At 42.6% G+C, this 12,667-nt stretch carries 11 protein-coding genes; all 11 read left to right on the top strand.

The window, feature by feature from the left end; genetic code table 11:
- Positions 1–601 (top strand): transposase (locus GZ1_RS16270; protein WP_157074387.1); only part of this gene is annotated, 601 nt, incomplete at its 5' end.
- A gap of 521 nt (positions 602–1,122) precedes the next feature.
- Complete coding sequence (locus GZ1_RS16265) at positions 1,123–1,917, top strand: alpha/beta hydrolase family protein (protein WP_033006133.1); 795 nt, start codon at positions 1,123–1,125, stop codon at positions 1,915–1,917.
- Between the two features lie 76 nt (positions 1,918–1,993).
- Positions 1,994–2,899, top strand: a complete 906-nt coding sequence (locus GZ1_RS16260; RefSeq protein WP_033006131.1) for a LysR family transcriptional regulator — start codon at positions 1,994–1,996, stop codon at positions 2,897–2,899.
- Between the two features lie 143 nt (positions 2,900–3,042).
- The gene (locus GZ1_RS16255) at positions 3,043–4,074 is read left to right on the top strand and encodes an LLM class flavin-dependent oxidoreductase (RefSeq protein WP_060788887.1); all 1,032 of its coding nucleotides are present in this window, start codon (positions 3,043–3,045) and stop codon (positions 4,072–4,074) included.
- A complete protein-coding gene (locus GZ1_RS16250) occupies positions 4,064–5,401 on the top strand; it encodes an LLM class flavin-dependent oxidoreductase (RefSeq protein ID WP_033006128.1) in 1,338 nt (445 codons plus the stop codon). The genes GZ1_RS16255 and GZ1_RS16250 overlap by 11 nt, the downstream gene beginning before the upstream one ends.
- Positions 5,402–5,563: 162 nt before the next feature.
- Complete coding sequence (locus tag GZ1_RS16245) at positions 5,564–7,297, top strand: CocE/NonD family hydrolase (RefSeq protein ID WP_033006135.1); 1,734 nt, start codon at positions 5,564–5,566, stop codon at positions 7,295–7,297.
- A gap of 37 nt (positions 7,298–7,334) precedes the next feature.
- Positions 7,335–8,036: an HAD family hydrolase gene (locus GZ1_RS16240; protein WP_060788886.1), complete on the top strand. Its 702-nt coding sequence runs from the start codon at positions 7,335–7,337 to the stop codon at positions 8,034–8,036.
- 38 nt (positions 8,037–8,074) lie between these two features.
- Positions 8,075–9,634, top strand: a complete 1,560-nt coding sequence (locus tag GZ1_RS16235) for an ABC transporter substrate-binding protein (RefSeq protein WP_060788885.1) — start codon at positions 8,075–8,077, stop codon at positions 9,632–9,634.
- Between the two features lie 37 nt (positions 9,635–9,671).
- Positions 9,672–10,613, top strand: a complete 942-nt coding sequence (locus GZ1_RS16230; protein WP_020756994.1) for an ABC transporter permease — start codon at positions 9,672–9,674, stop codon at positions 10,611–10,613.
- Between the two features lie 9 nt (positions 10,614–10,622).
- A complete protein-coding gene (locus GZ1_RS16225) occupies positions 10,623–11,447 on the top strand; it encodes an ABC transporter permease (RefSeq protein ID WP_060788888.1) in 825 nt (274 codons plus the stop codon).
- A gap of 240 nt (positions 11,448–11,687) precedes the next feature.
- A partial coding sequence (locus tag GZ1_RS16220) for an ABC transporter ATP-binding protein (protein WP_060788884.1) occupies positions 11,688–12,667 on the top strand: 980 nt, incomplete at its 3' end.

Here is a 12,667-nt window from a genome sequence, read left to right as displayed (position 1 = left end):
CCCGTCCAAAACGCTCATCGAAACCTGCTTGAGCAAGGGATTCCATGTCATCGCCATGCTCAAGGCGAACCGGATTCTTTATCCGAAAGGCATCGCCGTCCAAGCCAAGCAGTTCGCCCGCTATATCGAGCTCCAAGACACCCGCCTCGTCACGGTGGGTCAGGAGCGTTACCGCGTGTATCGCTATGAGGGGGCGATCCATGGCCTCGATGACGCGGTGGTGCTGCTGGCTTGGAAGGCGGATCAGCCGATGACACCGGAACATCTCCATTGCGTCTTGAGCACCGACCGGGAGCTCGGGGACGAAGACATCTTGCGTTACTATGCCCAGCGTTGGACAATCGAATGCTTTTTCCGGCAGGCGAAAGATCAACTGAAGCTGGATGGATACCAGGTCCGTCACGTTCGGGCGGTAAAACGGTATTGGGTGACCGTTTTATTGGCTTGCGTGTACAGCATCTCCGAATCCCGACAAAACCTCTCCACCGGGCTGGAGCTTCTTCGGTCGCGGAAAGGCCATAGCGTCATAGAGTTCATTTATGACGCTGCAAAGCAAGAGATTCCTATTGATGTGATCAAAAAACAGCTCCGTATCGCATAAGGGGTACCCTGTTTGTCTCTCTAATCATGGAAATTATTGTAATGAAAAATGCTCATCTACAGTTATTTAATTTATATAAGTTGCAATAAAGATTTTCCGATTGTTCGATTCTGTTTTCCTTCATAACAAGTCATTTTGATAGAATGCGGTGGGCGCTCTACTGGATGTAAAACAAAGTTTCAACTTATATACATTATTAAAAAAATCGTACAAACCAGAAAAAACAGCATTAGAAAGTAACGTTTTCTTATTTATTATCTGATAATACCATAGTTACGATATACCTATTCTTTTTCAATTTGTCGATCCTACCCCTCTCTTATCCTAGTTATATATGCGATTAGCCATTGTAAACAAAAGAAAGGTTTTAAAATAAATATTGACCGCTGATATTTGGGATGATAAGATAATAAAAAAACATATTATTCCTATTTAAATAGTATGAATTAAAAAGGATAAATTAATTTAGTTGTATTGAATTGTAAAAAATCTTCATTGAGTGGAGAGGAGAATTAAATTTGATGAAGTTTTTGCAAATTGCCAGCGGAAAAGAATTTTTGGCGACTTCCATGCACTATCCTGATTCGCTTTTTCCAGTGGAAGAAATTCCTATTGTGATCATTTGTCACGGATTTATTAGTACACGTATAGGAATCGATAGGTTGTTTGTGCAAACTGCACATTATCTGGCTTCGCGAGGAATGTTAGTAGTGCGATTTGATTATGCCGGATGCGGAGAAAGCAGCGGGGAGTATGGAGATAATAGATTGGAAGATTTAATCGACCAGACGAGAAGTGTAATTGATTATGTCAAGAACATAGAATCGTTCAAGAATAATCCAATCATTCTTCTCGGTCATAGTTTAGGTGGCGCAGTCGCATTGCTTACAGCAACGATAGATACGAGGGTTGATTCTTTGATACTTTGGGCTCCGTCTGCTAATCCCTATGATGATATCACCCGAATTGTAAGAACACAAACAAAGATATCTAATTTGGATGGAAGCATCGATTATTGTGGATATCGATTAGGTTCTCATTTTTTTGAATCTTTATCACATTACCATCCATTGCAAGAGGCAAAGAAGTTTCCTGGAAATGTGTTAGTGGTACATGGAACAAATGATGAAGTAATTCCTGTTGAATATTGCGATTCATATGATCAAGCTTTTAAATTCCGTAAGAAAGGGAATTGCGAGAAGGAAGTGATTGCAGGAGCTAATCATACATTCTCATCACTCTTACATCGACAAATACTTTTGCAGATAACAAGCGACTGGCTAGAAAAAGAATTATCCCTAATTGAAACTAATTAGTCATCCAAGAGCTCTTGAGTGCGTCTACATTCAGGAGCTTTTTGTTTTCAGATTCAAAAAAGAGGGGGAGAGAAACATGAATATTGATTATATTGAAGCGTTTATGTATGTCGTTCATTTTAACAGCATTCATAAAGCAGCCGACGCGTTGTTTTTATCGCAGCCAACGGTTACGGCGCGGATCAAAGCATTGGAGCGCGAATTGGATACAGAACTGTTTGAACGGCAAGGCAGGAGTATTGTACTTACAGAAAAAGGGAAAATGTTTGTTCCGTATGCCGAGCAGATTCTCCGCACCTTCCATCAGGGGAAAAAACAACTGAAAAAAAGAGCGGACGAGGAAGAGGTTGTCATTGGAGCCAATCTCATTGCATCCCAATATTTTATTCCGTTCGCACTGCCGCTCTGGAAAAAAGCACATCCGGATCTTCGTTTTAAGTTTATTTCAGCGTCTAATGAGGTGCTAATGGATAAGCTGCTTCAAAAGCAGATTGATGTGGCGTTCATGAAAGAAGTGTCGCATCATTCGCTGCAGCATAAACCGCTCCTTGACAATTCGATACGGCTTGTTGTAAAGCCAGGACATCCATTTCAGTTTCAGTCAAAGTTGTCCGCGCGGCAGCTCGCACTTGAACCGATAGTGTTTTTTGAGTGCGGTGCATTTGACTGGAATCGCGTTCACAAAATCTTTGAAGTAGAGAACGTGGAGCCGCGAATTGAATTTCAGGTGGATCATCTCGAAGTGGCAAAATCGCTCATTCAAAGTGGATGTGGGATCGGATTTTTGCCTTATTTATGCATAAAAAATGAACTGGCAACTGGCCAGCTTGCGGAAGTCAATGTCGCTCATTTGATGATGCTGAAACAGTATATTCATGGAATATATTATGGCTCTGAGCCCCCTTTTATATGGAATACCATTCTTTCATCTGTTGAAAAGTTTGCAAAAAATGCAATTACGCCGGTATCACAAACGAATTGATAGATTTTTTTGATGAATCGTATAAATCTTTCTATCACCGGAAGTATTGCCTTTTTCCTTTTTCCGGTGGTAGGATAAATGTCAAAATAAAACCAATTATTCGCACCTACAAACTTGGAATAAAAACGAGGGGAGAAATATGTATGAGTTATCAGCTTGGATTGTTGGATCAAAGCCCGATTCCTGAAGGGGCTTCGGCGTTTGATGCCCTGCAGCAAACAGTCCGCCTCGCTCAAAAAGCCGAAGAATGGGGATATTCGCGTTTCTGGGTATCAGAGCATCATAACACCGAACAACTGGCAGGCTCCTCACCAGAAGTATTGATTTCGTATTTGCTCGCCCGGACCAATTCGATTCGGATTGGATCAGGGGGAGTCATGCTTCAACATTACAGCCCTTTTAAAGTTGCGGAAAATTTCCATGTTTTGTCTTCTCTTGCACCTGGAAGAGTCGATCTTGGTGTTGGGAAAGCGCCGGGAGGGCTCCCATTGTCAACGAAGGCATTACAGTTCGGAACGATGAATGACGGAAAAGACTTTAAAGAGCGGTTCGTTTTTTTAAAAAAATTGATTGAAGATTCCGTCGACGAACACCATCCGCTCGCCGGCATTCGTGCTACACCAATCCCTCCAGAAAAACCTGAAATGTTTTTGCTTGGAGCCAGTCCCCAAAGTGCGCAACTAGCCGCTGACCTTGGTGTTGCTTTTGTATTCGGTCTATTTCTTAATGGCGATATGAAGGTGCTTGAAGAAGCGGCACGCGTTTATCGAAAGGGCTATCCGGATGGGCGTTTTCTCGTATCCGTTGCCGTTGTCGCCGCCCCTTCACAACAAGAAGCGGAACAACTGGCGGGAGAGCAAAAAATATTCAAAGTGCATCTCCAAAGCGGTCGCACGGTAACGGTTTCATCATTAGAACAAGCGCATGCCTTCGGAAAGCAAGCTGACGAAGCTTACGAAGTGGAAGAACAAGCGAGCAATATTATTGCAGGCACACCTTTATATGTCAAAAACGTTTTAACAAATTTTCACAAAAAATATCAAGTAGATGAATTTATTTTGCACACCCCGCTTCAAAAAGCGGAAGAACGGCTTCGGTCGTTTCAATTGCTAAGTCCGATTCACTCGAATGAGGATCACAAAAGTGCAGAAAGGGATGAAGAATATGTCTCATAAAAAACAGATTAAATTGGGAATCATGTTGCACGGCCCGGGCAGTCACATGAATGCATGGAAAGACCCGAGTGTTCCAAAAGATGCAAGTGTGAACTTTCTATATTATAAGTCCATTATCCAGCAAGCAGAGGCAGCAGGATTTTCTTTCGCCTTTGTGGCCGATGGATTATATATTAATGAAAAATCGATTCCTCATTTTTTGAATCGCTTTGAACCGATAACCATTCTGTCTGCCCTTGCAGCAGTGACATCGAGAATAGGGCTTGTCGGCACGGTATCGACGACTTACAGTGAACCATTTACCGTTGCCCGCCAATTTGCATCGCTGGATAAAATAAGCGGCGGCCGTGCTGGATGGAATGTAGTCACTTCTCCGTTAGAAGGCTCTGCAAGAAACTACAACAAAGGAGAACATCCGCCGCATGCGCTTCGCTATGAAATTGCCGAAGAATTTTTGCAAGTCGTTAAAGGCCTTTGGGATTCATGGGAAGATGATGCTTTCGTACGCAACCGTGAGACCGGGCAATTTTTTGATAGAAATAAGCTTCATGTTTTAAATCATAAAGGCCGTTTCTTTTCTGTTGAAGGACCGTTGAATATTGAACGTTCGAATCAAGGGCAACCTGTCATTTTTCAGGCGGGTTCTTCCGAAGCCGGCAAGAATCTGGCTGCAAAAGAGGCAGATGCCGTTTTCACCAATGTAGAGACACTTGAACAGGCGCAGGCTTTTTATGAAGATGTGAAACGGCGGGCAGAAGCGAATGGGCGGAGCAGAGACGAGATTCTCATTTTCCCGGGGATTCATCCAATTGCCGGGGCCACCATTGAAGAAGCGGAAGAAAAATACAAAGCGATTCAAAACCTTGTGTCGATCGAAGAGGCGCTTCATTATTTGGGCCGGTTCTTTGATCACTTCGATTTCAGTGTATTCCCGCTTGATGAGCCGTTTCCGGATGTGGGTGATGTCGGGAAAAACAGCTTCCAATCGACAACTGATCGGATTAAGAAAATCGCTCGTGAACAGAACTTGACACTGCGGGAAGTGGCTTTGCAGGTAACCACTCCAAAAGGAGCATTTTTCGGAACATATGAACAGGTGGCCGATCAATTGATTGCCTGGGTGGAGGACAATGGAGCCGATGGATTCATTTTTGCCCCGCCTGTTCTCGGTAGCGGTTTAACCGATTTTGTTCAGCACGTCATCCCGATTCTGGAAGAGCGGGGCTACTACAGCCGGGAGTATCAGAGTGATACATTGCGGGGAAATTTGGGGCTGCCGTACAAGGAAAATCAATATACGAAAAAATCAAAAGAAGCGATTCATTAATAAGGAGCAAAAGTAATTCCATCGATGCCGTTGCAGATGTTATGGAGACGAAAGCCGGGAAAAATCAACGGAATGAATAGTTGGCGCTGTGGAAAAAGGAGCGGTCTGAAAGGCAGCAGTAGGGTTGCCACCTTAAAAAGGAAGGGAGGGGCATGCTTGGTCATGAAGAAACAGAAAGTAACAGAGAACATTAAAATTACAAGAGATGTGCCCGTTTCGATGAGAGACGGGACCATCTTGTATGCAGATATATACCGGCCAGACGACCAGGAAAAATACCCCATTTTGCTATTAAGAACTCCTTACAACAAGAGCGATGCTCAGACAATGAATTACGCTCATCCAATCTGGTATGCCAAAAATGGGTATGTGGTCATTGTTCAAGATACTCGTGGAAGGTGGAAATCTGAAGGTACATTTGATCCTTATAAGGCAGAAGGACAGGACGGCTATGATACGGTTGAATGGACGGCACATTTGCCTGATGTAGAACCTAAAGTAGGGATGTACGGGTTTTCTTATGCTGCTGCAGTGCAATTATTAACCGCTGCTGAGAGGCCGCCACATTTAAAGTGTATTGTTCCGGCTATGATTGGTTCAGATGGCTATAACGGACATGTTTATAAACATGGCGCATTTGCTCTTGCTTTGAATTTGTCTTGGACATTGTTTGTTAGCCAGGACGAGGCATTTCGCAGAGGAAAATGGGATTGGTTGAGAGAGATTTCTTTCAATACTGCAGCGATCCAATCATTGTATCATTATCTGCCTTTAAAGGATGTTCCGGCTGTCAAAGAGGAATTAACGCCATTTTATCAAAAGTGGCTCGAACATCATGTAAGAGATGAATATTGGGACCGCTACTCGATGCAGGATCACTATGAGAAAATCAACGTTCCTGTTCTTCATATTGGCGGATGGTATGACATCTTCATTGATGGAACGATTGAAAACTTTCAAGGCATCAAAAAATATGCGGATGCTAAGGCAGCCAGTGAACAATATTTATTTATTGCCCCTTGGTACCACATGCCATGGTCGAGATATGTTGGTGAACTAGATTTTGGAGAACATGCCCGCAACCGAATCGATGAAATTCAACTGAGCTGGTTTAATCGATGGTTAAAAGATGAAGAAAACGAATGGTGCCAGAAAAAGCCAGTGAAGTACTTTTTGATGGGCAGCAATGAGTGGAGAGAGGCGTCCCAATGGCCGCCTCCTAATACGATAAACACCAATTACTATCTGCACAGTTCATATAAAGCAAATTCGATCAATGGAGATGGAAAACTGTCCATTCATCTCCCCGAAAAAGAAGCATCTGATATTTTTGTTTATCACCCATCCATTCCAGTACCAGCACTTGGCGGAAGATCAGGAGCAGATCCGGTTTTAACGCCGATGGGGCCAAAAAATCAACTTCCGATTGAAGCACGGAACGATGTTTTAGTTTACACATCAGACATATTAGAAGAAGATGTTTCCGTTGTTGGCGACATTAAAGTGATTCTGTATGCATCGACGACTGCGGAAGATACGGACTTTGTCGTGAAGCTCATCGATGTTCATCCAAATGGAAATGCGTATAACGTTGCTGAAGGAATCATTAGGGCAAGCTTTCGGAATTCCTTGGAAAGACAAGAACCTGTGCCAGCTTCACAAGTCATTAAATATGAAATCAACGCAGGCGCTATTGCCAATGTTTTCAAAAAAGGACACTCTATTCGCCTGGATATCACTAGTTCATTGTTTCCGACATTTGACCGCAATCCAAATAGATTGGTCAAGCCAGGAAGCGCGACGGAAGCGGATTTTATTGCTGCAACTCAAACGATCTATCATGGCGGACGATATCCATCACATGTCATCCTGCCAATTGTTAAAGAACAACGATGATTTCAAGAATGTCCATGTTAACAAGAAGGAGGAAGACATGAAAAAAAAGTTCGTTTGGTTTGATTTAGGTTATACCCTTTTTTACCAGCAGCGAGAATCCATCTACCAGCAATTTCTTAAAGAAAATGGCATTTATATCTCGTTAGAAAAAATCGAAAAGGCTTATCACCTGACAGATAAATATTTTATGAGAGAGTATCCGAGTGTGTTAGGAAAAGAGATTCAAACTTTCTACCCTTGGTATTTAGGTGTTTTGAATTTTAAGCTCGGCCTCCATTTTGATTTGCGCAGGCAAAGTGAACGAATGCAGGAGATGCAAAAGTATATGGAGCAATGGCATCCTTTCCCCTTTGTGAATTCGGTATTATCTCAGTTAAAAAGGCACTCCATCAGGCTTGGAGTGATCAGCAACTGGGATCGCAGTGCCAGAGAACTTCTGGAGAGACATGGTTTAACTGCCTATTTTGATCATATTATTATTTCTGCAGAAGTTGGCGTGGAAAAGCCGGATGCCGCGATTTTTGAAAAAGCCTTAAAAGATGCTGGAGTGTCTGGAGAAGAGTGCATCTACGTTGGAGACAACTATTATGATGATGTGATTGGCAGTTCGAAAGTTGGAATGAAAGCTTTATTGATTAATCGCTTTAATCGGGAAGGGATAGAGGAAATCCGGTATCCTCACACGATTCGTTCTATCGAAGAAGTGCCAGATTTATTGAATAAAATGGGGCTTTTTTAATAATGATAATTTTTTAACGTAAAGGGGAGTTAATTGGGATGGCATTGATGATAAAAAGCAGAAAAAAGAAAAAAACAAATTTCATGAAAGGGCTATGGTTGAGCATTTCGCTTGTTCTATTGCTAACCGCATGTGACAGCCAAAAAGAAACAGCGAATGGCACAGCTTCTACTAAAGAAAAAGTGGATAAAGAAGTGGTTGTTGCGGTTCCCCAAGATCCGGATTACTTGGACCCGTTTTTGGCTCAAGCCGCGGGAACGAGAGAAATAATGTTCAATGTTTTTGAAGGGCTGTTAAAGCCAAATAATAAAGGGGAGCTTATCCCGGCAATTGCGGAATCTTATAAAATTTCCCCAGATGGGCTAACCTATACATTTATATTGAGAGATGGCGTGAAATTTCATAATGGGCAAGAGGTGACTGCTGAGGATGTAAAGTATTCCTATGATCTTTTAGCGGGAATTGATACAGGAAAGCCGTTGTACACTTCGTTTAGCAATGTGGAATCGATTACGGCACCGGATAAGAAAACGGTCGCCATTAAACTGAAGCAAAGAGAAGCCTCCTTCTTGACGGCAGTGACCGCTGCCGTTATTCCGAAAGGTTATAAGGACAGCAATAAAACTCCGATTGGGACAGGCCCTTTTAAGTTCGTGGAATACTTGCCGGGGCAGCGTCTCGTTCTCGAGAAAAATCCTGATTATTATGTGAAAGGTGTTCCTTATTTGGACAAGGTGGAGTTTCGCATTATTAAAGATGCAGAAGCTGCTTTCTTAGCTTTTCAATCAGGAGAAATTGACATTTATCCTCGAATCGGAAGCGAAAAATTAGAAGAATTGGGCAAAGGATATAAGTATGTTAGCGCCCCGCAAAACTTAGTGCAATTGCTTGCATTCAACCATAAAAGAAAACCATTCAATAACAAATTCGTTCGTCAGGCAATCAATTATGCCATTGATAAAGATGAGATTATTAAAGGGGTTGCCTTAGGAAAAGGAACAAAAATCGGTTCGAATATGAGCCCGATTATGGGCAAATATTATCAAGAAGGTTTAGAAGATAAGTATGCGATTAATATCGAAAAAGCGAAACAATTGCTTTCTGAAGCGGGTTACCCGAATGGATTTACAACAACGATCACGGTTCCGTCCAATTATCAGTTTCATGTAGATACAGCTCAAGTAATTGCCCAGCAGCTTAAAAAGATTGGAGTAAAAGCAAACATTGAAACTGTGGAGTGGGGAGTATGGCTGGAGCGTGTTTATCAAGGCAGGGATTATGACACGACGATTATAGGGCTGGATGGAAAATTAGATCCGTACGAAATCTTAAATAAATATTTATCAACAGCAAAAAATAATTTCTTTAATTTTTCTAACCATCAGTTTGATCAAGTGCTGGAGCAGGCGAGAACAGAAGTGGATGAAAATAAGCGGGTAGAACTCATTAAAAAGGCACAGACCATTTTGGCAGAGGAAGCAGCGGCTGTTTACATTATGGATCCGAACACGAATGCGGCATTCAAAGACAATTTGGAAGGATATCAAACGTATCCAATTTATGTCCAAGATATGGCAGCAATAAAGGTGAAAGAGTAAGAGGCAATGGATTAAGGCAAAGGTACGAGGTGATGGTATGAATTTTGTGGTAAGGAGAATGTTTACGTTTTTTCTGACGCTGATTTTTGTCGTTTTCCTGTCTTTTTGCGCATTTCGCATTATTCCTGGGAACCCCGCTTTGGCGATTTTAGGGACGGAGGCCACCCCGGCACAATTGGAAGCACTTAATAAAAAACTCGGAGCTGACAAACCTCTTATCGAACAATTCGGATCATGGATGATTAATGTTTTGCATTTCGATTTTGGCGAATCATTGCGGTTTTCCGAACCTGTTTTAAGTTTAATCATAAGCCGCTCCTCCGTTACCTTCTCTTTGGCCATCATTGCTTTAATCATCACTGTTGTTACAGCGATACCTTTAGGAATGTTGGCGGCAAAGAGCAAAGGGAAAACGATGGATTTTCTGATCTCCATCATTACACAAATTGGTCTTTCGGTTCCCTCCTTTTGGTCTGGCATTCTGCTTATATTGATTTTCGGATTTACATTGAATTGGTTTTCTGCTGGAGGATATGTCCCGTGGTCAAAGAGCCCATTCCTTGCTTTGCGTTCCCTTTTTTTGCCGTCGCTGGCGATAGCGATTCCGCAAATTGCCATCGTTGTCCGTTATTTACGGACAACGATAATTGAACAGCTGAATGAAGATTATGTACGCACAGCATATAGTAAAGGGTTAAAAGAATCGACTATTTATTTCAAACATGTGTTAAAAAATGCGCTTATCCCTGTCGTTACAGTAGTTGGGATGAATTTTGGCGAAATTCTCGCAGGAAGTTTAGTCATTGAGCAGGTTTTCACGCTTCCGGGGTTCGGAAGCCTGCTTGTTTCCGCCATAGGCAGCCGTGATTATCCGCTTATTCAAGGGATGGTCCTTATTATTGCGTTCCTTGTTGTTTTGGTTAACTTAATAGTGGATTTAACCTATCGTTGGTTGGATCCAAAAATGGAATTAAAATAGGTGGTCCGCATGAACTTGCCAAAAAACAGCAATCTATGGATTGGGATATTTCTCGTTTCTGCAATGTTTTTATTTATGTTAGTAAGTTTCTTTTATTTGCCCTACGACATGAATGAGATGAAGATGGACGATCGCCTTGCCGGTCCAAGCCGCGAGCATCTTTTAGGAACCGATAATTTCGGAAGAGATATTCTCAGCCGTGTAATGGAGGGGTCGCAAACTGCTTTTACAGTAGGTTTCTTTTCTGTTGCCATTGGCATCACCGGTGGGTTGATCATCGGGGCTACTGCGGGCTACATAGGAAAATGGGTAGATGAAATTTTGATGCGCCTGATGGATGCTTTATTAGCATTTCCCGGAATTATCATCGCACTGGTTCTTGTTTCTATTTTTAAGCCCAATTTAACGCAGACGATAATCGCGATTGGTATTTTTTTTATTCCCGGATTTGCGCGAATTATTCGCAGCGGCTTTTTGGCCTATAAAAAAGCTGATTTTGTCATAGCGGCCAGACATTTAGGAGCAGGGCATCTTAGGATCATTGTTTATCATATTTTGCCGAATATGATGTCTCCTGTGATCGTGGCAGCATCTTTAAACTTTTCAGCGGCTATTTTAATAGAAGCGGCACTCAGCTATTTAGGCTTAGGTGTTCAGCCTCCGGATCCGAGCTGGGGCAGAATGCTGAATGAATCGCAAAGTTATATTCATAAAGCGCCTTGGTATGCACTTGCTCCCGGCATATTCATTACGTTGACGGTGCTTGGCTTCAATTTGCTTGGAGATGGGATAAGGGATTTGATGGCGCGGAAGGACTATATAGATGCAATTTAAAGCTTTAACATTTTTCGTCTTTGCCGGTCATTGCATCCGACTGTCGAGTGACCGAACAACGCCGCTTAAAGACCCATGAATGGGTCTGTGAAGCGAGTCGTTGTTCGGTCTTCCGTCACGCTAAGGCGTGACGGAGGCAAGCCACACGCTTGCCTTCGACAGTCGAAAATGGGCAAACCACTTTTCTGTCAAGGATATGTTAAACTTCTTTGTTGCATCTATATAGAAAGGAGGGATGGCATGTTGAAAGGAAATCATGAGCGCGAAGAGCTGCTTCGGATAAGCGATCTTGATATTTCATTGAAAAATTCGAAAAGAAATCTGAAAGTCATTAATGGCGTCTCCCTGACAATACATGCGGGTGAAGCATTAGGGCTTGTTGGTGAATCCGGGAGCGGAAAAAGCGCCCTTGCTCTTTCCATAGTCGGTCTTCTGCCGAACTCCATGGTTGTATCAGGAGGCAGAATTACATATCGCTCCCAACCTCTTCATGAACAAAAACGAGATGAAATCCGCCGTTTGCGAGGAAAAGAGATTTCGATGATTTTTCAAGATCCGATGACCTCACTGAACCCTTCACTGACAGTGGGAAAACAGATCATGGAGATGTTTGCTTTTCATTTGGGAATGAAGCGTAAGGAAGCAAAACGGCAGGCTGTTGCTATCATGAAAAAAGTAGGCTTATCCCGGCCAGAAGATTTGCTGAAAGAGTATCCTCACCGGCTTTCAGGAGGAATGAGGCAGAGGGTGATGATTGCCATTGCTTTAGCCTGCCAGCCTAAATTGTTAATTGCTGATGAGCCAACCACCGCTCTTGATGTGACCATTCAAGCGCAAATCTTGCAATTGATGGAAGACGTGAAGAAGGAAGGGACGGCACTTTTATTTATTTCTCATGATATAGGCGTTATCGCCGAAATTTGTGATCGTGTAGCGGTTATGTATGCCGGACAAATTGTGGAAGAGGGAACGGTACAGCAAATATTTGCCTCTCCTCAGCATCCTTATACCATCGGGCTTTTAAATTCGATTCCAACGCCAAATAAGAAAAATAAACGTTTATATTCTATTCGCGGAACGGTTCCTGCTATTTCTGACAGAGGCGCAGGTTGTCCGTTTCATTCGCGGTGTGATCATGCAATGGCCGTTTGTGTTAGCCATAATCCGGAATTTGTTCAGATGAATGAGCGGCAGTTGGTCCGTTGCTTTTTGGCTAAAAA

This window comes from Geobacillus zalihae NBRC 101842 (assembly GCF_001544135.1).
Taxonomy (GTDB): Bacteria; Bacillota; Bacilli; order Bacillales; family Anoxybacillaceae; genus Geobacillus; species Geobacillus zalihae.
Note: the sequence above shows the minus strand (reverse complement) of the source record. Positions and strands in the feature narration are given on the sequence as shown.